The sequence below is a fragment of the Armatimonadota bacterium genome (assembly GCA_028871815.1).
Lineage (GTDB): Bacteria > Armatimonadota > Chthonomonadetes > Chthonomonadales > Chthonomonadaceae > REEB205.
Map to the genome: position 1 here is coordinate 12708 of JAGWMJ010000011.1, position 23504 is coordinate 36211.

Here is a 23504-nt window from a genome sequence, read left to right on the forward strand (position 1 = left end):
CGAGCTAACTCCCGGACGACCGATTGGTCGCATTGGTTTAAAAGTCGCATGGGCCCACTCGCGCTCACCGACACGTGGTGGTTCACGCAGGAACGCCCGTGTAACCCCAACCAATAACTGCTATTCGTGCCTCAGCGCTTCGATGGGATCGAGCTTGGACGCGCGGTATGCCGGATAGATGCCGAAGAACATGCCGACGCCTGCGGAGAACACTAGCGCGCCAATTGCCAGGCTCGGCGGCACGTACATGGCGATGCCCTTTTCGCCCGACCTGGGGTTGGTGAGCGACGGTATGAACTGCGTGGCGAAACCGATGAACCACGCTGCCGAACTGCCCAGCAATACTCCGGTCAGCCCGCCGGTACCCGACAACACCGCAGCCTCGATGAGGAACTGAAGGAGAATATCGCGCCCGCGGGCGCCAACGGCCTTGCGGAGTCCGATTTCCCGCGTGCGCTCGGTCACGGAAACCAGCATGATATTCATAATGCCGATGCCGCCCACAAGGAGCGCGAGTCCGGCGATGGAGCCCAACAGCATCGTGAAGATGGCGATAACCCGCCGGATGCTGTCGAGGATATTGTCCATGCTGTCCACGGTGAAGCCGGGCAGGTTATTGTATCGCAGCATCAACAGGCGCCAAACCTGATCCTTTGCGGCGTCCATCTGCTTCAAACTCACCGGTTCCGCATAGATGGCGCTGACGTTTTCGGTACCCAGCAGCCGCTTCTGGACCGTGCTTATGGGGATAAAAACCTGCAAATCGGCATCGCCGTTGAACGTGCGACCCTTCGGCTCCAGCACACCTACCACAGTGAGATAGATGCCGTTCACACTCAGGTCCTTGCCGATCGGGTCTTCCTTGAGAAAGAGCTTGTCTTTCACCTCCGAGCCGATGACGCACACCTTTGCCCACGTGCGCACATCCTGGTTAGAAATGAATCGCCCCTCTTGCACGACCGCGTTGCGCAGCTGCGCGTACTCGGCGCCTACGCCATCGCCGGTGACATCGAGCTCGCGACCCTCGTACTCCGCCGATCCGCCGCCGGTAAGCTGCATTTCGGGCGATACCTGGCCGATAAGGTTGCACTGCTGTTGAATGGCAGCCACGTCCTCCATCGTAAGCCCGGTTATGCGCCGCGTCGTCTTTTTCAGGTCAGCTTTATCGGGGTTGTAAACAATTATGATGAGATTGGAGCCGAGCTTCTGGAACTCGCCCGTGACGCGCGACATAGAGCCTTCCAGAATAGCCACCATCATAATAACAGCGGTCACGCCGATGATGACGCCCAGCATGGTGAGCGCTGAGCGCAGCTTGTTGGCCCTGAGGTTGTCGAGGGCCGTCAGGAAGGCATAGAAGTACTGCATAGACCGCCTGCGTCAGCCTCCCATCTGGGCGTTGATGTCGAACGTTTTGCGCGGCGGACCGGTATACGGCGCAGGCACAACCTTGTCACCCGCCTTGAGGCCCGAGACGATCTCCGTATACTCATCGCCGCGCAAGCCGGCCACCACGGGCACCGGCGTCGGCTTTTGCGTGGGCACGCCCTTCACGATCACGTTGCGCAGTACCTGGACCGTGGCATTCGCCCCGGTACCGGTGACACACTCGTTGGGCACCATCACCACACTGCGGCGGCGCGCCACTATAATCGAGCATCGTGCGCTCATTCCGGGCTTGAGGCGCCGATCCGCGTGATCCATCTGAATCTTGACCTCGAACCGTATCACCTGCTGTGTATTCGCCGCCGCGGTGGTTGATGCCGACGTGCCGGTATCGGAGCTACTGCCGATAGCGGCCGGCGCTACCTTGAGCACGTGACCGGTGAAGATGACCCCGGGCGCCGCGTCGATGGTGACCTCGGCGAGCATTCCCCGGCGGACCTTAGCCACATCCACTTCGTTTATATCCACGGTGACGAGCATCTTTGCCAGGTCGGCAATCTCAAAAATCGCGGTGCCCGAGTTGAACGACTCGATACCGGACGTGACGAGTTCTCCGGCCTCGACGAAGCGCTTGGTCACTACGCCGGACATCGGCGCCAGAATGGTTGTATCGCGCTGGTTGACGAGCAGTCCCTGCAGCCCCTGCTGGATCTGCGCCGCATCCGCAACCGCGCCATTGATGGCGTCGGACTTCACACCGTTCTGTATCACCTGCGACCGTGCTGCCTCAAGTTGGGCCACGTCCTGCAGGTACGTAGCGCGGGCGCTTTCCAATGCAGCTACCTTTTGCTGGTTAAGCGGCGTGCTCCTGGCCTGGTTCAGTGCGGCACGCATCTGCCGTACCTGCTGCTGAGCGCCCGCAACCTGCGCCTCCGCGGTGGCAAGCTGAAGCGCGTTTGCCTGCCGCACCAGAGCCAGGTGCTGCGCCACATCCTGCAGATGCGATTGCGCCACCTGGTAATCGGTATCGGCCTGATCGACTGCCTGCGCCGATACAAACCCCTTGGCCAGCAACTGGTGCTGGCGCTGCATGTTCAGCCGGGCGTTGTCCCGCTGTGCCTTCGCCTGGTCCACCGCAACCTGTGCCGAGACCACTGCCTGCGGGTTGGTCGTCTCCTTCAGCAACTTCAGACTCTGCTCTTGCGCGTTCAGCACCTGCTGCTGGCTGGCAAGGTTGGCGGCAGCCGCCTGGATGCCGGCGGTGGTCAGCTTTGGCTGGACCGCCGACTCGATCTCGGCCTCTTTCAGGGCAGCAGCCGCTGCCCGCAGGTTCTGCTCCGCTTCATTGACGCCCGTGGTGGTAGCCGTGAGCTGAAACTGCATCGACTTGCGTGCCGACGCAATGCGCGCATCGGCACTCTCGAGCTGGGCGCGCTGGGCATTCACCTGCGTATCGATCTGCTGCGGATCGATGCGACCCAAAACCTGACCCTGAGCAACGCTCGCGCCCTCATCCACATACAGAACGGAGATACGGCCGGCCACGCGAGACTTGACGTCTACTTTGTGGAGTGGCTCAATGGTTCCTGTCTCCACGACCTTGATCGAAACGTTTCCGGTAGTGGCCGTGTCCGTCTGGATCGCCTTCGGCGTGGGATGAAGGAGGACTCGGGCTGCGAGAACGATCACGAGCACGAAAACCACGAACGGCAAGGCGCAGAAGTAGAGCAGTTTTTTCTTCATTTGCAAGGGAACCCATACGAACAGGAATGCGGGGAGCGCACGGCGAACCGGTGCCGGGCACGCGGCCGACACCACTTGCCGGTAATACGCGAGGGACAGGTTGGCGGTTTCGCAGGTATGGCCCGCTGAGTACCGCAACCATTGGTAGAAAGTGCCATTTATGACCCAGCACGTGGTCGTTATCGGTCTCGATTGCGCCGCTCCCGACCTGGTCTTCCAGCAGTTCCGCTCCGGACTGCCGACACTGTCGCGGTTCATGGAGCGGGGTGTTTGGGGTGAGATGGAGAGCACCATTCCGCCGATAACCGTGCCGGCGTGGATGTGCATGATGACTGGACGCGACCCTGGCGAACTTGGGGTCTACGGTTTCCGCAATCGTCGCGACCACAGCTACGACGGCCTCACGTTTGCCAGCAGCCGTATGATCGACGCACCGGCCCTTTGGGACATCCTCGGCGCCGGCGGACTGCAAACCATCACGCTTGGCACGCCGCTTACCTATCCGGTTCGGCCTATTGAGGGCCTCATGGTATCGGGGTTTCTCGCTCCAGACACGCAGTCCAACTTCACCTGGCCGCCTTCGCTGCGAGATGAGATTCTGGGCGTCGCGCCCGATTACGCCCTGGATGTCCGCGACTTTCGAACGAACGATAAAGACCGGCTCCTTAGCGACGTTATCGCCATGACGCGGAGCCGGTTCCGCGTCGGCCGCCATCTTCTCGAACACCATCCCTGGAACCTGTTTGTGATGGTGGAGATTGGTTTGGACCGTATGCATCACGGTTTCTGGCGCTTCCACGATCCAGAGCACCGCGCGTTTGAGCCGGGCAATGCCCTTCAGCATGCCATCCGCGACTACTACCGCCTGCTGGATGGCGAGATCCGCGAACTCATTGACGGGCTGCCCTCCGATACGCTCGTGCTGGTTGTTTCGGACCACGGCGCCAAACGGCTGGAAGGGGGCTTATGCTTTAATGACTGGCTGATCGCGGAAGACTATCTGGTTCTGAAGAGCGCACCGGTTTGCCCCACTCGATTCGACCCCGAACTGGTGGATTGGAGCCGGACACGCGCCTGGGGTGATGGAGGGTACTACGGGCGGCTCTTCCTGAACATTGCGGGCCGTGAGCCGGCCGGTATTGTCCCACCGGAGGATGTGGAGGCGCTGAAGAATGAGCTGACGGCGAAGCTGGAGCGGCTCACCGATGAGCACGGCGCGCCGCTCGGCAGCCAGGTGTTCCAGCCACACGCCACCTACCGGACCGTGAAGGGCGTGGCGCCCGACCTGATCGTCTACTTCGGTGACCTCTCGTGGCGCTCGATCGGCTCAGTGGGCAACAGGTCAATCTGGACACATGACAACGACACCGGCCCGGACGATGCCAATCACGCTCAACAGGGAATCTTTATGATGGCGGAACGCGGAGCGCTGCTGGAGCAGCGCTCCGGTACCACGACAACACAGCCAGAGCGCAAGGATATCTCGATCTACGATGTTGCCCCAACAGTTCTGGCGGCACTTGGCGTAGCGGCGCCCGCCGGTGTTGGCCGGCACGCGGTTGCCCAATCCGATGGCGGCGCATCGGCGTATACGGCGGAAGAGGAGGCCGAACTGGCCCGGCGACTCTCCGACCTCGGGTATTTGTAGCGGCGGCACCGGGAGCAAAAGCGCAAGGGTAGACTATGGTGCTTCAGGAGGTTGGGTGGTCGCTGCGCCGCGTGTTCGGCTTGCCGGGCACGGGGCGTAGAGGAAAGTCCGGGCTCCACAGGGCGCGATGCCGGATAACGTCCGGGCGGGGTGACCCGACGGAAAGTGCCACAGAAAAGACACAGCTGCGCCCCGGCGCGGCAACGGTGAAATGGTGCGGTAAGAGCGCACCGGCGGCATGGAGACATACCGGCCAGGTAAACCCCATCGGGAGCAAGGCCTAAAAGGGAGGGAATGATGCTGCCCGCGGACCCTCCGGGTAGGCCGCACGAGGGGTCGGGCAACCGGCCTCCCAGAGAGATGACCACACAAATACAGAACCCGGCTTATAGACCTCCTGGAGTTTCTGGTTGATGGCTTTGCGAGGTTGCTTGCGGGTGAAAAGGCATCGATCCGGTGCTGCCGGCCATCCGCAGCGCCCGGTCACCCAGTTTTGACGCAGCAACCAGCGGCGCCGTCACCATTGGGCCTCACATCGCAAGAGGCCGCCGATCGCCTCGCGTCTGACGGACCGAATAGCACCGCCGGCAGCGCTGCGCCGCCACTTCTCCGATTTGCCCGTCGCTTCTGGGCGCCTGTGCCGTGGATGCTGGAAGGGGCGATGGTTTTGCAGCTTCTGCTGCATGAGACAGCCGAGGCCGCGGTCGTCGGCATCCTGTTAGCGTTCAACGCCGTCCTTGGCGCCGTCCAGGAATCGCGCGCCGACGCCACGTTACGCGCGCTGCGAGCCAGTCTCGCCTTGAACGCCTCGGTGATGCGCGACGGCACGTGGCGTATCGTCCCTGCAGCGACGCTTGTCGTTGGCGATCTGGTGAAGCTCTCGCTTGGCGCTGTTGTGCCGGCAGACGTGCGCCTGACGGATGGCTCCGTGCTTCTGGATCAATCCAGGCTTACCGGGGAGTCGCTGCCGGTTGAAGCATCGGACGGGGCCACGGCATGGGCCGGCGCGCTCGTCCGCCGGGGGGAGGCCTCGGCGGAGGTTACTGCCACCGGTCCGCGGACGCGCTTCGGAAGGGCGGCGGAGTTGGTCCGCTCGGCCGCAGCGCCAAGCACCGAACAGCAGACAGTTCTTCGTGTAGTGCGCAATCTGGCGGCATTCAACGGTGTTGTGCTGGCGCTGATGGTTGCCTATGCATTCACGCGGCACATGACTGCGAGCGGGCTGCTTCCTCTGGCTCTTACGGGCATCCTTGCCTCAATTCCGGTTGCGTTACCGGCGACGTTTACACTGGCTGAAGCGATTGGAGCGCGCGCTTTGGCTGCCCGCAGCGTTTTGCCAACCCGCCTATCGGCGGTGGACGAGGCGGCCAGCATCGACGTTCTTTGCACCGACAAAACCGGCACGCTCACGCGCAACCAGCTCCAGGTTGCCGATGTTGTGCCCCTAAACGGCGTCGACAGGGCCCGAGTGCTCTCCGCAGCCGCGCTTGCCAGCGCGGCCGGCGGTCAGGATCCGGTCGATGTAGCTGTACGGACGGCTGCCGGCGCCGCGGCAACGGCCAACTTCAGCAGCCTGCATTTCACGCCGTTCGACCCGGCGACCAAATTGGCCTCATGCACCGCTGTGGACGCCGACGGCCACAGTGTCAGAATGGTGAAAGGATCGGTCGCGGCAGTGGTGGCCATCGGCGGCGGCAATGCGCCGGCGGAAGCCGGGCGGCTGGAGGAGACCGGATACCGCGTGCTGGCCGTGGGCGAAGCCGCCGGCAGTGAGATGACTCTGCTCGGACTTATCGCTCTCACCGATCCGCCTCGAGACGACGCTGCACAACTGATTGCCCAGATTCACGCACAGGGCATCAAGACTGTGATGGTAACCGGCGACTCAGCGGGCACGGCCGCCGTTGTTGCGCATGCGGTGGGTTTGGCCGGCGCCTCCGCTCCGGCGGGCGCGCCGGCCGCGAACGTGGATCCGCTAAACTACGCCGTGTATGCCGGCGTGCTGCCGGAAGACAAGTTTGCCCTGGTGCAGGCGCTGCAGAGCCGCGGCCACACCGTTGGAATGTGCGGCGATGGCGCCAACGACGCGCCTGCACTGCGTCAGGCTCAAATGGGTATCGCAGTATCCACGGCTACCGACGCGGCACGATCGGCAGCCGGGATTGTACTTACGGAGCCCGGGCTTAGCGGGGTGGTGGCAGCCGTACGTCAGGGCAGGACGATCTTCCAGCGGATACTTACCTATACTCTCAACTCACTCATCAAGAAGATCGTGCAGATCTGCTTTCTGGCCGTTGGCTTACTGATCACCGGCCGCGCGATCCTGACACCGATGTTGATGGTTCTGGTGCTGCTTACCAGCGACTTCCTGACGATGTCGCTTACCACCGACAACGTTCGGCCCTCTTCTGCGCCGAACCGGTGGCGAATACACAGCCTGATGCTGGCGGCCTTCGCCATAGGCGGCTGCGCCGTGTTGTTTTGCACGGGCGCGCTGCTGCTCGCAGTTCGGACGCTCCGGCTAACGGGCCCCACCCTTCAGACCTACTGCCTAATCGTGCTCGTTTTCACCAGTGAAGCAGTTCTGTATGCGATTCGAGACCGACGCCATATCTGGTCATCCGCGCCCGGCAAGTGGCTGGTGCTGACCTCGGTTGCCGATGTCGCGCTCATCTCGGCAATGGCGACAGGCGGCATGCTGATGGCGCCGATACCTGTAGCGTTAGTCGCTTCTGTCCTTGGCGCCTCGCTCCTGTTCGCGCTGGCTGCCGACGCGGTGAAGGCGGTTGTGTTCCCGCGACTACAGCTCAGTTAGGCGAAGGCGCAAGCCGAGTGCCTACCTGCCCGTGGCGTCGCCTACCTTTCTCGCCTTGGTGTCTCGCGTGCCGCCGCGTAGTAGCGGTGGCAGCCGATTGATGCTGTCGGAGAGGTCCTGCGCCAATTCGTTGGTCGCCTCATCCCAATCAACCTGAAGCGTCGCGAGCGTCCTCGGATCGGTGCGTGGATGATCCTGCGACATCTCGTCCTCCTAGGCCAGGTCGCCGCCACGCGTGATCATCAGCGCGTGCGCGCGCGGCGAGACGACATGCAGCGGAACGCGCAGGAGACCGATATCGAAAGGATCCGGATCCCAGCCCTGGCGCGTGATGTCGATGTGTTCACCCACCGATTGCGGCGGCCGCAGCGCGCAGACCACAACGGCATCCACCTGCAGGGCGGCGGCGAGCTTCTGAAGGTTCGCAAGGTTGGCTGCTGGCCATGCGCTCTTATGGCTCGGCTGTTCGGCAAAAAGCTGCGACGGCTGCAGCTTGAGCCGTCCCAACGCGCGCTTGACCTCTGAGAAGCGGGCAACTCTAAACCTGCCATATTGCCGCACGGCGGCAGGAAGCTCGCGCCCGAGCCGCGCCTCAAGCTCAGCATAAACGGCCTGCTTCTGTTCCTCTGTGACCGCCGGCGCCTTGCCCGGATGCTCCGGATGGCGCGACCGATCATGACGTTTGGCGGGCTCGCCAAGAAAAAACTGAGGTGGTACGATGGCTACCGAATGCACCCCCGCCAGTATCCGCCAATGGTAGACCGGATCCGCTTTGGCGCTCGCAGTAGCGCCGAGGAAGAAAGTGATGATAATCGCGAGCGGCCGAAGATGTGCGAATGGTTTGGCGTTCATGGGCTGCGGCTCTACCCGTTTCATACGGTGCGAGGCGGCTGCGCGGTTTCCTGCTCGCGCGCCATCTGCGCGGCGCCCATTGCGGCATCCGCAATCGGCTGTTGTATGGTGATCGACGCCGTGGCGCCACGCCGCGCCAGTCCGCTCGACTCGGCCCTGGAGCCGTGCGCAAACGCATCGCGGAGATGCCGTGAGCACGCCCAGAGACCGCCGGCGGGAAATACCGGCGCTTCGTGCCGGAACTGCAGGCGCTGCACCGTTTGAAGCGCCAACCGCCTGAGGCGGAATCCGTGTCTACGAATAACGCGGATGGCGTGAGGATCGCCGGCGTCGGCAAGGCGCCCGATGAGTGGCGCCAACGCGGCGACACGAGCCGGTGAAAAGTCGGCGTAGACCCAGGGAATGATGTCGGCCGCCAAAGTGACGCCTGCCTCGAGCATCATCGCACGGCCGAGTGAAGTTGGCGAATCGCCGGCGGGCAGATCCAGGTTGTTCAGAATTGCGTCGAGCACCAGCTTGACGGCGCCGCCGACGTCGCCGAGCAGGTAGCCAAGACCATCCAGGCGCACCTCGTCTCCGGCGTCGTTGCGCCCGTACGCCACAGACCCGGTGCCGGCGATGACGCAGGCACTTGGCGTGCCGCCGGAGGCGCCGTACCAGGCGGTAACGTAATCGGGAACGACGTACCAGCTGGTCTTCGGCCACGCTGAGGCGAGTCGCGTCTGAAGTTCGATCCGGCCCGATTCGTTGGAGAACCCCGCAATGCCAACCATTGCTGCCGAGGGTGGCTCAGCAGCCGCGTCGAAGCCGGCCTCGCGGGCTGCTTCAGATAGCGCCATAGCGAAGACTGCCGCTACTGCGGCCGGAGGCTGAGTCGTAAGGCTGCCGGAACCGGCACGCGCGCGACCCAGCACCGCTCCCACTTGGCTCAGTGCCACGGCGGCTGTCTTCGAGCCTCCTGCGTCGATGCCCACATACCAACGGTTCATCGGTGGTGCGTTCCGGGCACGGGCCGCCTGCTGCATCTCATTTTGGCGGTTGGTTCTCGCGCCAAATCTCCGCGAGCGACCTCCACGTATCCGCGGGCGCCCCATCGCGATCCTGTTCCTCGTGAAGCTGCTCAATACCGCGATTAAGCCGCGCGACGGATCGCCGAACGTGAAGCGCCGCGAAGGCGCACGCGGCCACGGCAGCAACAACGGCGATCGCCGGCAGCGCCGCACTCATCACATGCTGTCCGGAAGTCGGTCGAGACTTGCGCGGTCGATCCAGACGCGCGCACTACCCTCGAGCCGCTCCAGCGCGTCGTAAGCGTCATCCAGCGTTGGACCCGCCACGGTTATGCCGTGCCGGGGCAGCAGGCACGCAATAGAGTGCTCCTTCAGCTTTACCTGCTGTGGTTCAAGGGCTTCCACCACCGATTTTGCCAATGCCGCCGAATGCGCCGGGGCGGCACTTGCTACAGGGATCACGCCGTACTTGTCCGTCTGCTCGGTCGGCGGAGCCAGCGGACGGCAGGCGCTCGCGAAAACCAGCAGGTGTCGTGGATGGGCGTGAATGACGGCGCCGCAATTCGGAAACGCCTTGTAGATGGCAAGATGCATGCCGGTTTCTCGCGATGCAGCGGCTGGCGGGGAACGTTCGGGCCGCAGCAGCAGCACCTCCTCGGGATCGAGCATCCAACGCCGGCGGCTGCCGGAAAAACGGGGCGAGATGCAAACATCGCCGGAGGAGCATCGCGCCGAGATATTGCCGCCGGCGGAATCGAGCATTCGCCGCTGATAAAGCAATGCGCCCAACTGCGCGATCGTGCGACGACATTCGGCTTCGTCCGGCGGTTTCATGTCAACATTCCGAGGCACTCCTCAAGCTTCACCGCCGCGGTCAGGCAAGATTAGCGCTTGCCTTTGGCGAACAGGCCTGCGGGAGCCGGCGGTTGCGCTCCCGTAAAGATTACCGCATGGCGCACCCCCTACCCGAAGCACAGTCTCAAACCGAGTTGGGTCATGAGCCTATCGGCGGAGCGCAGCCAGACTACCGGCACGTCACGGCACGGTCCATCCTGCTCGGAATGGTCCTTATAGTACCAAATGCGCTCTGGCTGACCACTGTGGAGGTCCGCTGGTACACCCTGGATGGCAGCTGCCTCCCGCTGTTCATCGAGCCTGTGTTCTGGCTGTTTTGCCTCACCGTGGTCAACGCTCTTGTTCGACGCGCGCTGCCGGCGCGTTGGAAGGAGAAGGCGCTTACACCTTACGAGCTGCTGACGGTCTACATCATTCTGGTTATCGGCACACTGCTCGGCGCCCACGACCTGTTTCAGGATCTGTTCGGAACGATCGGGCACCCCTACCAGTTCGCTACTCCTGAGAACAGGTGGAAGGATCTGTTCTTTCCATTCCTGCCAAAGTTCTGGCTGGTTACGGACAAAACCGCGCTCAAGGGGTTCTACAACGGCAGCGTATCGGCGTATCAGCCACAGTACTTTGTTCCATTCTTGCGCCCGCTGTTCTGGTGGGCCATCTTCATCCTGACCATCATCGGCATCTGCCTGTGCTTCAACATCCTCATCCGTACGCAGTGGAGTGAATCGGAGCGGCTTGCCTTCCCAATCATCGAGCTCCCGCTGGCGCTGACCGGAGCGGGCGGCGCGATGGCGCGGTCCGGCGCACGCCCGCTGCTTCAGAACCGGTTGATGTGGCTGGGCTTTTCACTTGCTGCCACGGTTGACCTGATCAATGGCCTGCACGTTCTCCACCCGTCGTTTCCGTATCTGGCGCTTATAAAGCAGTACAACATCGGCAACTTCTTCACCACGCGGCCATGGAGCGTTATCTCCGGCACGAATATGTCGTTGTATCCGTTCGCCATTGGCCTCGCATTCTTCGTGCCGCTCGACCTCTCGTTTTCGTGCTGGTTCTTCTTTATCTGGCGCAAGCTGTTCCACGTCTTCGGGGCTGAATTGGGCTGGGATGGGCCGGCCAGCAACGGCTTTCCGTACTTCGATCAGCAGGCCAGCGGAGCCTGGATCGCCTGGGGCGTGACGCTGGTGTGGGCGCTTCGCGCGCAGTTCAAGCGGACGTTCCAGGTTGCGTTTGCGCAGCCGGACGGGCCGGCGGTTCGCGGCGCTCCGATCTGCGACCAGCGGAATCGCAACCAGTACCGGGCAGCGTGGTACGGCATTCTCGTTGGTGTGGCCGTACTCTGGTACTTCTCGTGGCGCATGGGGCTGAGCCTGTGGGTCGCCGTGCTGTTCTTCGGGCTCTACTTCCTCATCGCGTTGACCATTGCCCGGGCGCGGGCCGAGTTGGGTACGCCCCACGAAATCTACTTCGTGAATCCGCGAACCATTCTCGTGACGATATTCGGCAGCGCCACGATTGGGCCTCAAGGGCTGACCGCGCTCTCCACCATGTACTGGTTCAATCGTTGCTATCGCTGCCATCCGATGCCAAACCAGTTAGAAGCCATGAAGATGGGCGACGTTTCGCGCATGCGCCAGACGTCGGTGCTGTGGGTGCTCGTGGTCGCGTTTTTGTGGGGTACGCTGGCGGCCTTCTGGGCGAACATGCACGTGACCTTTGCCGCCGGCGCTTCAGCAAAAGCAATCGGTTTCAAAGGGTTTGTGGGAGGCGAGAGCTACAACCCGCTGGCCGGCTGGCTGCAGACGCCGGTAAGGCCGCAGTTCATCCAGTTGGTCTATATGGCAGGCGGCTTTTTAATGGTGCTGTTCTTGAGCGTGATGCACAGCTCATTTCTGTGGTGGCCGTTCCATCCGGCCGGTTACGCGCTGGCAGTTTCGTTTGCGATGGATTACTTCTGGATGTGCTTCTTCGTGGCATGGCTGGCAAAGTGGCTGATCGTCCGCTTTGGCGGTATGCGAAGCTACAATGCGGCGGTTCCGTTCTTCCTTGGCCTGATTCTGGGTGACTACGTTGTTGGCGCCGCGTGGGCAATTTACGGCCCGCTCGCGCACATCCAGGTCTACAAGATCTTCATCTAGGGCGGCCGCATGCATCGGAACATGCCGTTCGCGCTGCCCGGTCTCCGCTCAGGCGCGCGACGCGCCCCTTTTGTCTTGCGATAACAGCCTCAGCGGTGATCCGCACGGTACCGTGCCGGCACTTCAGAAGTTGCCGCGCGTGCGTCGGCTGAGGTACACTAGGCGAGTCTGCCCGGAGACCAGTGGATTTCCGGGCTTTCATGTGCGTATACCACACTTGCGACCATCGGAATCCGGGTGGGACCATGCGGTCCTGGGATCCAAAACAACGTGGCGCAAGGCGGTCAGGCCAGATGTGCCTGAAACAACCCAGGAGGTTATGGATGTCGCTCTCGATGAAGGAGTTGTTGGAGGCGGGCGTTCACTTCGGGCATCAAACCCGGCGGTGGAACCCCAAGATGAAGCCATACATCTACGGCGCTCGCAATGGCATTTACATCATTGATCTGCACAAGACCGTGGACCTGTACGCGGCCGCGCATGCGTTTGTGCAGGAGGTTGCCGCAAACAACGGGCGGGTTCTATTCGTAGGCACCAAGAAACAGGCACAGGAAGCGATCGCCGAGGCAGCCATCAGTTGCCGCCAGTACTACGTGAACCATCGCTGGTTGGGCGGCATGCTGACCAACTTTCGGACGATGAAAGACCGCGTGAAGCGCCTGGCCGAATTGAACGAGATGGAGGCCAACGGAACGCTGGACCGGCTAACCAAGAAGGAAGCGCTGCTGCTGCTGGAACAGCGAGACAAGTTGGAGCGGTACCTCGGTGGCATCAAGACCATGGACGGAATGCCGGACTGCCTGATTGTTGTGGACCTGAAGAAGGAGCACATCGCGGTCGCAGAGGCGCGTCGGCTGGAGATACCCATTATCGGCCTGGTGGATACCAACTGCGATCCGGAACTGGTGGATTATGTGATTCCCGGAAACGATGACGCCATTCGCGCCATCAAACTGGTCACCACGCGTCTCGCCGAAGCCGTGATCGAGATGAAACGCGCAGAGTGGGAAATGGAGGAGGCCGGCGACGCGCCCGTTGAAGATGGCGCCGAAAAGCCCAACGTGGACGCGGAGACCGGCGAGGTAGTCACGTCGGCGGCGGAGATCGCGGATAGCGATTTTGTTTTCCATCGTGGCGAGGAAGACGAGTACACCCGAATGGCCAACCTCGGCGGCGAACTGGCTGCTGCCGGCGCGACCGAAGCATCGCAGGAGTTCACCGCAGAGGGCGCACCGCCGGAACCGACCGATGAGCCCGACGCTGCCGGCGGGGACCCTGCACCATCCGGGGAGAGCTCAGAGGCGGTGGCGGACGAGGTGGCGCCAGGTGTCGCAGAACCCGAGCCGGCCGTTTAGCAAGCGTAGAGTGAAGAAAGCGAGAGTACGGCGGAATGGCTGAAGTGACTGCTGCGCTGGTGCGAGAATTGCGCGAACGCACCGGCGCCGGAATGATGGACTGCAAGGGAGCGCTGACCGAAACGGGCGGGGATATCGATGAAGCGATTGTCTACCTTCGAAAGAAGATGGGCAGCAAACTGAGCACGCGTGAGGGGAGAGTAGCTGCCGAGGGCATCATCGCAGCCTGCGTGGTTGACAATGAGGATGCGGCCCTTATCGAGCTGAACTCGGAGACCGACTTCGTTGCGCGCAGCGCTGATTTTCGGCAACTGGCCGCGGAACTGGCTGAACAGGTGGCGCGCCGGGGCGGACACAGCGTCGAAACCGTGCTGGCGCAGGAATCGACGGAAGCGCCAGGAGCCACTGTGAAGGACCGACTGCATGACGTGTTCACACGACTGCGTGAGAACATTGTCTTCAAGCGGTTCGAGTTTATCTCCACCGACGCGTGTGGCGCCGTGGCGACGTACGTGCATACACCCGCAGGCGACAAGATCGGCGTTCTGGTTGAGGTGGAAGCAGAAAGCGCGGACGCCGCGCGCAGCGAGGCTGTGCTCCATCTGGCTCGCGAGCTCGCCATGCAGATAGCCGGCGCTCGCCCGAAATACCTGGAAGCCGCCGAGGTGACGCAGGCTGAGATCGACCGGGAACGCGATATCGCCCGTACGCAAGCGCTCAACGAAGGCAAGCCTGAAGCTGCTGTGGAGAAGATTGTTGAGGGCCGTCTGCAGAAGTACTACGAGAACGTGGTGCTGCTGAACCAACGCTACCAGCGTGACCCCAAGCTCACCGTCTCGGCGCTGCTGGCATCGGTTGCCGGCGGTGTCAAGGTACGTCGATTTGTGCGGTACGAGGTTGGTGAGCTCTCCACCGCAGAGCCACCAGGTTCAGAGGCGTGAGCGACTCGCCCAGCGCCTCGGGCGACGGCGGGCATCCTGGCGCCGGCTTGCGCTGGCAGCGTGTGCTGCTCAAACTCTCCGGCGAGGCATTCGCGCAGGATGCCACGCAGGAATCGCCTCCGGACGACAATCCCCGTGCCGGTCTGAACTTTGGCACCATCTCACGGATTGCCCGTGAGATCGCCGAGGCGCATTCGGCCGGCGTGCAGATTGCCATTGTAACTGGGGCCGGTAACATCATGCGCGGTGAACGAGCGGCGGTAGCCGGTATGGACCGCGCCACCGCCGACTACATGGGCATGCTGGGCACGGTGATCAATAGCATGGCCCTGCAGGATGCCCTCGAGAAGCAAAACGTGGCGACCCGAGTGATGACCGCGATTGCCATGGCGGAAGTGGCGGAGCCGTTTATTCGCAGGCGCGCGCTCCGCCACCTGGAGAAGAACCGCGTGGTGGTTTTTGCCGGTGGCACCGGCAATCCATTTTTTACGACCGACACCGCAGCTGCACTCCGTGCGCACGAAATCCATGCAAACGTCGTATTGAAAGCTACGAACGTAGACGGCATATACAGCGGTGATCCACGCAAACACCCGGAAGCGACGCGATATACCAACGTCAGCTTTGAGGAGTGCATCCGCAAGGATCTCCGCGTGATGGATCAAACCGCATTTACGTTCTGTCGCGAGTATGGTATCCCGATTGTCGTATTCAAAATCGGCGCGGCCGGCAGCATCCGGCGCGCCGCGATGGGTACCGAATTCGGCACATTGGTGGACGAGTTTGGCGGAGGTGACGGCGATGATTCCAGAGCTTCTTAAAGAGACCGAAGAGCGGATGCACAAGAGCGTGGAGGCAACACGCCATGAGTTTTCACTCATTCGCACCGGGCGCGCAAGCCCGGCGATTTTGGAGCACGTGAAGGTGGACCTGTACGGGGCCACCATGCCCCTGAACCAGGTCGCCTCCGTTTCGGTGCCCGATCCGCGGCAGTTGATGATTATGCCATTCGATCGGAACGCGCTTGCAGCCATTGAGAAAGGCATCCTGAAGAGCGATGTCAATCTGACGCCGAACAACGACGGCTCAGCCATCCGTCTCAACATTCCGCCACTCAATGAGGAGCGCCGGCGCGAGCTGATCAAGCAGGTGCATCAGAAGGCGGAGGCCGGACGTGTTGGTGTACGAAACGCCCGGCACGACTCCGTAAAGAAGCTCCAGAACGCGCGTAAGGCCGGCGAACTGCCGGAAGGCGAGGAGAAGCGTGGAGAGGAGAGCGTTCAGAAGCTCGTAGATCGGTTCATCCAGGAGATCGACCGCCTCACCAAAGCAAAAGAGGCGGAGATGATGGAAGTCTGAGTGAGCATGGCTAACGGCGCTGCCGACGCCGACACGGCACTGGCGGACCTCGACCCGGACCGCATTCCGGCTCACGTAGCCATTATCATGGATGGCAACGGACGCTGGGCACGTGCGCGGGGCGACAACCGGCTCGCCGGCCACTGGCAGGGCTACCGTACGCTGAAGGCGATTGTACTGGCGGCCGAAGAGATTGGAGTCCGATACCTCACCGTTTACGGATTCTCTTCGGAAAACTGGCGGAGACCGAAGGACGAAGTCGGCGGCCTGATGCATCTGATGCTGGACGCGATGCGCGCTGAGATTGCGGAGCTGATTGAGCGCGGAGTGCGGGTGCGCGTATCTGGCCGCCTTTCCGACCTGCCGGAAGACCTGCGCGAGGAGTTCTCCGGCGCCATGGAGCGGACCCGTGGGCTCACCGGTCTTACATTCAATCTGGCCATCAACTACGGCGGCCGGGCCGAAGTCGTTGACGCCGTCAAGGCGATTTGCGGCCTCGTACAGCGTGGCGAGCTCAATCCGGAAGATATCGATGAGCAGTGCATTTCGACGCAGTTGTACGCTCCCGATATTCCCGACCCGGACCTGCTGATACGCACGGCCGGTGAACTGCGGCTCTCCAACTTTCTGCTGTGGGAAACTGCGTACAGTGAGATCTTTGTCACACAGGTTTGCTGGCCCGATTTCGACCGTGAGGACCTGATTGCGGCCATCAAAGAGTATCAGCGGCGTGTCCGCCGGTTTGGAGCGGTTGTGGAGTGAAACGGATTGCCGTATTGGGCAGCACCGGTTCCATTGGGAAGCAAACGCTGGATGTAGTTGACAGGCTACCGGGCGAGTTTGCTGTTACTGCGCTGGCGGCCCACAGGAATGTGGCGATGCTTGCGGAACAGGCTGCTCGATACAAGGCCGAAGCGGTCTGCATCGGCGACCCAACCGCGATACCTGAACTGCGAGCCGCTCTGGCGACGCGGGGATGGAACGGCGAACTCTGCTCCGGCGTCGAGGGATTGTGCCAGCTGGCAGCGTTGCAGAGTTGCGATCTGCTGGTGATGGCGCTGGCAGGCGCTATCGGCATCCGGCCAACACATGCTGCTCTTTCGGCTGGCAAGGATGTAGCGCTGGCGAGCAAGGAAGTACTTGTAGCGGCCGGTGAATCCACCATGGCGCTGGCTACGCAACACGGCGCCCGGATAGTGCCGATCGATAGTGAGCACTCCGCTATCCTTCAATGCATAGAGGCATCGCCGGCCCACGTTGAGCGCATCATCCTCACGTGCTCGGGCGGACCATTTCGCACGGCGAGCGTGGCGCAGATGGCCGAGGCCACATTGGCGACAGCGCTGAACCACCCAACCTGGCAGATGGGCGGGTTGGTGACGGTCAACTCGGCAACCCTGATGAACAAGGCTCTGGAGATCATCGAAGCCCATTGGCTCTTTGGCGTAGCCATTGAGGCGGTCGACGTGGTCATTCATCCGCAGTCCATCGTCCACTCATTCGTTCAGTTCCGCGATGGCTCGGTGATTGGCCAGTTGGGTTTGCCGGATATGCGGCTTCCTATCCAGCTGGCGCTAACCTGGCCGCGGCGCATCAATTCGGGCCTGCCCCGGCTGCAGGTCGGCGACTATGCAGAGCTTACATTTCACCTGCCGCGGCTGGAGGCGTTTCCGGCGCTGAACCTGGCGCGGTGCGCGGCAAACACCGGAGGTACGATGCCGGCGGTGATGAACGCCGCAAACGAAGCCGCCGTTGAGCTCTTCTGCCGCGGCGAGCTCGGCTTCCTGGAGATCGTTCAGCGAGTTGAAGAGGTGATGAGCCGACACACAATGCAGGCAGCAACACTGGATAACGTGCTGGCAGCAGACGCCTGGGCGCGCCTGGAGGCGCAGCATTAACCGATGACTTCTCATCTAGTCGCCAGCCTGATCGATATCTTGCGCACCGCCGCTTACTTTATTGCGGTTATCACGGTGCTGGTGGTAGCGCACGAGTGCGGCCACTTTCTGGCGGCCAAGCTGCTGAAAATGCGGGTCGTGGAGTTCTCAATCTTCTTCTGGAAGCGCGTCTGGCGTATTGCTACCATAAACGGCACAGAGTACAACCTGCGCCTGCTGCCACTTGGCGGTTTCGTGAAAGTAGCCGGCATGGAGCCGGACGACCTGTTCCACGGCGCCGCGTTGATACGCCCGGCCCGTGCCACCAAACGCGAGAAACGCCTCATCGGCATGAGCGATGATGCGATGGCGCGACTGGTTCCCGGGCAAATTGGCGAACCGGTACGTGAATTGGCATGGAACAGTGTGGGGGCTGATTGCAACCTTACCTTTCGCGGAATCGCCGATCTGCAGCAGCGGCTGCGCAGCGCAGACCTGACTGCCGAAGAGCGGAACTACCTGCAGCAGACCCTGGATGCGCGCCACCACGAGGTCGATCCGGCAGAGTTCAACCAGCGGCCGATATGGCAGCGCGCCATCGTTATACTGGCCGGACCGTTTGCCAGTCTTCTATTCGGATATCTTCTATTCTGCGCCCTTGGAATCACCATGGGACTGCCGGATGGGATACCGACGAACCAGGTGGATACAGTTGTGGCCGGAATGCCGGCCGCGAAGGTCGGCTTGAAACCGGGCGACCGGATCGTGGCTATCAATGGCAAGCCAATCCGAACCGGCGCCGACACGGTGAATACCATCCACAGCAGCGCCGGCGTACTGCTCCACATCACCGTTCAGCGAGGCGCTCAGGTCTTTCAGGTCGCTGCGGCACCAGTTGCCACAAATGAACCGATCTTGAACCCGCGCACACATCATCTCAACACGGTGCGCGTCGGACTGATCGGCTACTCTCCCGTCGAGCAGATCGTGTGGCGTCACAGTTCGGCTTTAAACTCTGTGAGAGTGTGCAGCGAACAGCTGTACACCTATGTAGTAGAAACGCTCAGAACGCTGTTTAGCAAGCATGCATTCCAGAACCTGGGCGGCGCAGTAAGCATTGGCGCCGAGATTCACCACGACAGCCACCACGGTCCTGCCCAGGTGATGTTGACTGCCGCTCTTCTCAGCATCTCGATTGGGCTTCTGAATCTCTTCCCGATCCCAATCCTGGATGGCGGCCACCTCTTGATGATGCTGGTGGAGTTCATTCGGCGACGCAAAATGTCGAGTACCGAAGTCGAAGCATTTCAGTCCATCGGCCTGGCGATCATCGCGGTCTTGGTGCTGGTGGTGATGGTTCACGACATACAGCGTCTACGCGGTTAGGTCACGAACCCGGCACGGGCGTACGCGCGGATTCCATGGCGGCGAGGTGATTGGTGCTCGAAACACTGCAGTTCCCGGCAGATTACGCGGAGCGGGTGTACGCCGGCGTACTCGGCAAGGTGATTGGCGTTTACGCGGGCCGGCCATTTGAGGGCTGGAGCTTCGCCGACATCACCGCACGGTTTGGCGAGATCAACCGGTACGTTAACGAGGATTTTGGCGCACGATTGGTCGTTAGTGACGATGACATCAGCGGCACACTCGCCTTCCCGCGGGTGCTGGATGATACGGGTGCCGGTTTGGCCATCTCGTCGCGGCAAATTGGCTGTGGCTGGCTGAACACTATTATTGAAGAGCGAACGATCCTCTGGTGGGGCGGCATGGGAGTCTCCACCGAGCACACCGCCTACCTGCGCCTCAAGAGCGGCATGCCGGCCCCAGAGAGTGGCTCGGCAGCGGTAAACGGGACGGTTGTATCGGAGCAGATCGGCGCACAGATATTCATCGATGGCTGGGGCATGCTGGCTCCGGGCGCGCCGCGGTTGGCCGCCGACCTGGCGGGCCGCGCCGCCCGCGTGAGCCACGACGGCGAGGCGGTGTTCGCCGCACAGTTTGTTGCGGCGATGGTGGCAGCGGCGTTCACCGAGCGCGATATCCAGCGCTTGCTGGATATCGGCCTGAGCGTCATCCCGGGCGATTCGCTGGTGGCGGCGGTAGTCGGCGATTTGAAGCGTTGGCGTGCGGAGGAGACGGATTGGCGCTCCACCAGAGAGCGGGTTGACGAGCTTTACGGATACCATCGGTATGGTGGCGGATGCCACGTGATTCCCAACTTTGCGCTCATTGTCCTGGCGCTGCTCTACGGCGACGGAAGTTTTGACCGATCGCTCATGATCGTGAACACTTGTGGCTGGGACACCGACTGTAACAGCGGCAATGTTGGATGCCTCCTGGCAGTTCGCGGCGGACTTGCGGCCTTTGACGGCGGATACGACTGGCGCGGACCCGTTCGCGACCGGATCTACATCCCTACGTCGGACGGTGGCGGGTGCGTTACGGATGCGGTGCAGGAGGCATGGCGCATTGTCCGCCGCGCTTACGCACTGCACGGCCTTGCCGATCAGGGGCCTCCGGCGGGGCCCCGCTATCGATTTGGCTTTCCCGGCGCGGTGCAGGGCTTCACGGCGGAAGGTGCGAAGGCAGGTGCGGCCGCCGTTCAGGGCAGCCATGCTCTTCGCATTTCCGGGTCGTGCGCCGGGCCGGATCACTGGCTCTATGCACACACAGCCACATTCATACCACCCGAAGACTTTGATATGCCCGGGTACCAGCTAGTGGCCTCGCCCTCCCTCTATCCCGGCCAAACCGTCCAGGCGCATGTAACGGCCGATCCGGCCAATAACGAAGGCGTGCGGGTGCGGCTGCAGGCTGCCTACTACGACGAGAACGACGCTATGAGCACCATTTACGGTCCGGTGGCGCCGCTGGATCCGGGCCGATCCGCCTCCCTCGAGTGGCGCATCCCACCGGAAACGTCTGGCCCCGTCGCCCGGATCGGGGTCGCAATGCAGACAGCGCCGGGCTCGACGGCAGATGTGCTGCTCCGTTCGTTGGATTGGGATGGCACGCCGGAGTGTTCATTCGTACGGGGTACCTCCTCGGCTTCTGCGCATGCGTGGGTTTTAGGAGCGACCGCGCTGCAGCAGTGGCCCAGGGATGAGTGGATCCGGCTCGTTGAGAACGGTTCCCGGCCCGGATTGCTGATCCAGGGCGCACGTGTGTGGGGCGGCGTCGCCCTGCGTGCAGAGGTGAACATCCACATGGCGGCTCGCGCCGGTATCGCCGTTCGCGTGCAGGGAATGACGCGATTCTATGCTCTGTGGCGCGCTTCCGAAGGTCACATCGAGCTGGTGCGTGTGCTCGATGGCGAAACGCAGGTGTTGGCAGCCTCGCCGTTTGCGTGGCCGCTGGATCGCACGGTGCCACTATCGCTGACCGTATCCGGCGCGCGGCTCACGGGAACAGCCGGCGCCGACACCATTCTGAGCGCTGAGGATCACATGCTGGACGGCGGCGCGATCGCCCTGCTCTGTTCGGAGGGTACGGTGGGATTCCGGAATGTGGCCGTAGCTCCGCCCGGCGAGTTGAACCGCTGATGGCCGGCAGCACCATCGGCACACTGTTCCGCGTCACCACGTGGGGTGAGTCGCATGGCCCGGCCGTTGGGTGTGTCGTGGATGGCTGCCCAGCCGGAGTGTCGCTTTCGCTGGAGGCAATTCAGGAGGACATGGACCGGCGTCGGCCCGGGCAAAGCCGGATAACCTCGCAGCGGCGCGAATCCGATATTGTGGAGCTGCTCTCCGGAACCCTCGAGGGCGTTACCACCGGCGCGCCAATTGCAATGATGGTGCGGAATGAGGACGCCAGAGCGCGCGATTATGAGGCGATGCGCGACCTCTTTCGGCCGAGCCACGCAGACTATACCTATGAGGCGAAGTACGGCATACGCGATCACCGGGGCGGTGGACGCGCCTCGTACCGCGAGGCAGTTGGCCGCGTGGCGGCCGGCGCGGTGGCACGCCAGATGTTGGCGCAATGGCACGGCATCGAGGTTGTTGCCTACGTAGCGCAAGTTGCCGAGGTCCACGGTGACGTAGATCGTGATTCGGTGAGCCGAACGGAAGTGGACGCCCAGATCGTGCGATGCCCGGACGCCGTGGCGGCTGGTAAGATGGTTGCTTTGATTGAAGCCGCACGCCGGGATGGCGACTCGCTGGGAGGTGTGGTAGAAGCCATTGCCCGAGGCGTGCCCGCCGGCCTTGGCGAACCCGTGTTTGACAAGCTGACGGCCAGTCTAGCCGGCGCGCTGATGTCGCTGCCGGCCGCGCGCGGCTTTGAGGTCGGCGAAGGTCTTGGCAGCGTATTGATGCGTGGATCCACACACAACGATCCGTTTGTGATGAAGAGCGGCCGCGTGGGGACGGAAACAAACCACTCGGGCGGCATTCAAGGCGGCATCTCCAACGGTGAGCCGCTGGTACTACGCGTGGCATTCAAGCCAACGGCTACAATTATGCGTGAGCAGCGGACCGTATCGCGCGAGGGGGAGCCGGCCATGATCAAAGCGACTGGGCGCCATGACCCATGCGTCCTTCCCCGAGCCGTGGCCGGCGTTGAGGCAATGGTGGCGCTGGTGCTTGCCGACATGGCGCTCCGTCAACAGGCAGCGAGGATTCCCTCGGATAGGTGAAAGGCTGGACAGCGGCATGGAAAAGCGACATCGATCGGCCTTTACGCTGATCGAACTTCTAGTTGTTATAGCTGTTATAGGAATCCTGGCCGCGCTCTTGTTTCCCGTCTTCGCGCAGGCGCGTGAAGCTGCACGCCGCATCGCATGCCTCAGCAACACGCGGCAGATTGGCCTGGCCTTCCAGATGTATATCGAGGATTACGACGAGGTGACACTGAGCGTGTACACCGATATCGCAAACAACAAAGTTGTCGACTCGTGGCAAATCCTGCAGCCTTACACCAGGAATTACCAGATTTTCTACTGTCCGGACCGAAACGACACAGGATGCGGTTATAAGGAGGGCATGAATGAGAGCCCGGACGCGCCATGTATCGGCTATGGCTACAATTGGGGCCCCATGCAATCGTTTTCTACGGGCGAGTACCAGGGCGGACTCCTGGGCGCCGCTGTCAATGTGGCCGGCAATGAGGTCTACGCCGGCATACCGGAAGCTGCAGTACCGAATACCGCCTCAACTTTTGCATTTGGCGATTGTATGGATCGGCCCTGGTACACACTCGCGATTACATCTATCCTGAGCAATTATGACGGCGATACCAATAGCGGCATGGTGCATGGCGGCATGTTCAACATCGCGTATGTGGATGGCCATGCCAAGGCAATGCCATGGAAAGGCGCGCTCAGCGAGGTGTTTCCCGCGAGCCAGAGCGGTCGCATTGCCGTACCGAAAGACACCGCCGCATGGGACGACTGGTGCGCCGATCCCGACCTGACGATCAACTCGGCGTTTGGCTCGATGCCATGCGGTCAGGTGGCCGCTGCGTATGTGAAAACCGGCGCAACATGGTTTCCCGATTAGGCGGCCGCAGTGCGCCGTGAAAGCCAA

19 protein-coding genes and 1 other RNA gene are annotated in these 23504 nt (G+C 62.2%); 14 read left to right on the forward strand and 6 right to left on the reverse strand.

Annotation, left to right across the window (positions count from 1 at the left end; all coding sequences use genetic code 11):
* Positions 1-120: 120 nt before the first annotated feature.
* Positions 121-1368, reverse strand: a complete 1248-nt coding sequence (locus KGJ62_12690) for an ABC transporter permease (GenBank protein MDE2127437.1) — start codon at positions 1366-1368, stop codon at positions 121-123.
* A 12-nt stretch (positions 1369-1380) separates the two neighbouring features.
* Positions 1381-3129 (reverse strand): HlyD family efflux transporter periplasmic adaptor subunit, encoded by a 1749-nt coding sequence (locus tag KGJ62_12695; GenBank protein MDE2127438.1) that lies wholly within the window; start codon positions 3127-3129, stop codon positions 1381-1383.
* Positions 3130-3289: 160 nt separating this feature from the next.
* On the opposite strand from KGJ62_12695, the gene KGJ62_12700 reads away from it, so the two are divergent.
* From KGJ62_12700 to KGJ62_12710, 3 genes are all read left to right on the forward strand, one after another.
* Positions 3290-4777 carry an alkaline phosphatase family protein gene (locus KGJ62_12700; protein MDE2127439.1) on the forward strand — a complete coding sequence of 496 codons (1488 nt, stop codon included), beginning with the start codon at positions 3290-3292 and terminating at the stop codon, positions 4775-4777.
* A 43-nt stretch (positions 4778-4820) separates the two neighbouring features.
* Positions 4821-5182, forward strand: an RNA gene (rnpB, locus tag KGJ62_12705) — RNase P RNA component class A.
* Between the two features lie 88 nt (positions 5183-5270).
* On the forward strand, positions 5271-7592 hold the full coding sequence (locus tag KGJ62_12710; protein MDE2127440.1) for an HAD-IC family P-type ATPase: 2322 nt from the start codon (positions 5271-5273) through the stop codon (positions 7590-7592).
* 21 nt (positions 7593-7613) lie between these two features.
* On the opposite strand, the gene KGJ62_12715 is transcribed toward KGJ62_12710, so the two are convergent.
* The 4 genes from KGJ62_12715 to KGJ62_12730 form a co-directional block, all read right to left on the reverse strand.
* Positions 7614-7796: a hypothetical protein gene (locus KGJ62_12715; GenBank protein ID MDE2127441.1), complete on the reverse strand. Its 183-nt coding sequence runs from the start codon at positions 7794-7796 to the stop codon at positions 7614-7616.
* Between the two features lie 9 nt (positions 7797-7805).
* The gene (locus KGJ62_12720; protein ID MDE2127442.1) at positions 7806-8444 is read right to left on the reverse strand and encodes a hypothetical protein; all 639 of its coding nucleotides are present in this window, start codon (positions 8442-8444) and stop codon (positions 7806-7808) included.
* Positions 8445-8464: 20 nt separating this feature from the next.
* Positions 8465-9433: a hypothetical protein gene (locus tag KGJ62_12725; protein ID MDE2127443.1), complete on the reverse strand. Its 969-nt coding sequence runs from the start codon at positions 9431-9433 to the stop codon at positions 8465-8467.
* Positions 9434-9670: 237 nt separating this feature from the next.
* Complete coding sequence (locus tag KGJ62_12730; GenBank protein MDE2127444.1) at positions 9671-10288, reverse strand: class II aldolase/adducin family protein; 618 nt, start codon at positions 10286-10288, stop codon at positions 9671-9673.
* A 116-nt stretch (positions 10289-10404) separates the two neighbouring features.
* Between KGJ62_12730 and KGJ62_12735 the strand changes: the two genes are divergently transcribed.
* The 11 genes from KGJ62_12735 (at position 10405) to KGJ62_12785 (ending at position 23477) form a co-directional block, all read left to right on the forward strand.
* Entirely contained in the window at positions 10405-12447 is a 2043-nt protein-coding gene (locus KGJ62_12735; protein ID MDE2127445.1) for a hypothetical protein, read from the forward strand.
* 323 nt (positions 12448-12770) lie between these two features.
* A complete protein-coding gene (rpsB, locus tag KGJ62_12740) occupies positions 12771-13802 on the forward strand; it encodes a 30S ribosomal protein S2 (GenBank protein MDE2127446.1) in 1032 nt (343 codons plus the stop codon).
* Between the two features lie 35 nt (positions 13803-13837).
* The gene (locus KGJ62_12745) at positions 13838-14743 is read left to right on the forward strand and encodes an elongation factor Ts (protein ID MDE2127447.1); all 906 of its coding nucleotides are present in this window, start codon (positions 13838-13840) and stop codon (positions 14741-14743) included.
* Positions 14744-14790: 47 nt separating this feature from the next.
* A complete protein-coding gene (locus KGJ62_12750) occupies positions 14791-15564 on the forward strand; it encodes a UMP kinase (GenBank protein MDE2127448.1) in 774 nt (257 codons plus the stop codon).
* A complete protein-coding gene (frr, locus tag KGJ62_12755) occupies positions 15545-16102 on the forward strand; it encodes a ribosome recycling factor (GenBank protein MDE2127449.1) in 558 nt (185 codons plus the stop codon). Before KGJ62_12750 ends, frr begins: the two co-directional genes overlap by 20 nt.
* A gap of 6 nt (positions 16103-16108) precedes the next feature.
* Positions 16109-16864, forward strand: a complete 756-nt coding sequence (locus KGJ62_12760) for an isoprenyl transferase (protein ID MDE2127450.1) — start codon at positions 16109-16111, stop codon at positions 16862-16864.
* Positions 16861-18000 (forward strand): 1-deoxy-D-xylulose-5-phosphate reductoisomerase, encoded by a 1140-nt coding sequence (dxr, locus tag KGJ62_12765; protein MDE2127451.1) that lies wholly within the window; start codon positions 16861-16863, stop codon positions 17998-18000. The genes KGJ62_12760 and dxr overlap by 4 nt, the downstream gene beginning before the upstream one ends.
* 3 nt (positions 18001-18003) lie before the next feature.
* Complete coding sequence (locus tag KGJ62_12770; GenBank protein MDE2127452.1) at positions 18004-19365, forward strand: site-2 protease family protein; 1362 nt, start codon at positions 18004-18006, stop codon at positions 19363-19365.
* Between the two features lie 65 nt (positions 19366-19430).
* Complete coding sequence (locus KGJ62_12775) at positions 19431-21521, forward strand: ADP-ribosylglycohydrolase family protein (protein ID MDE2127453.1); 2091 nt, start codon at positions 19431-19433, stop codon at positions 21519-21521.
* Entirely contained in the window at positions 21521-22615 is a 1095-nt protein-coding gene (aroC, locus tag KGJ62_12780) for a chorismate synthase (GenBank protein MDE2127454.1), read from the forward strand. The genes KGJ62_12775 and aroC overlap by 1 nt, the downstream gene beginning before the upstream one ends.
* A gap of 16 nt (positions 22616-22631) precedes the next feature.
* On the forward strand, positions 22632-23477 hold the full coding sequence (locus tag KGJ62_12785; protein ID MDE2127455.1) for a type II secretion system protein: 846 nt from the start codon (positions 22632-22634) through the stop codon (positions 23475-23477).
* The last annotated feature ends 27 nt before the right edge of the window (positions 23478-23504 follow it).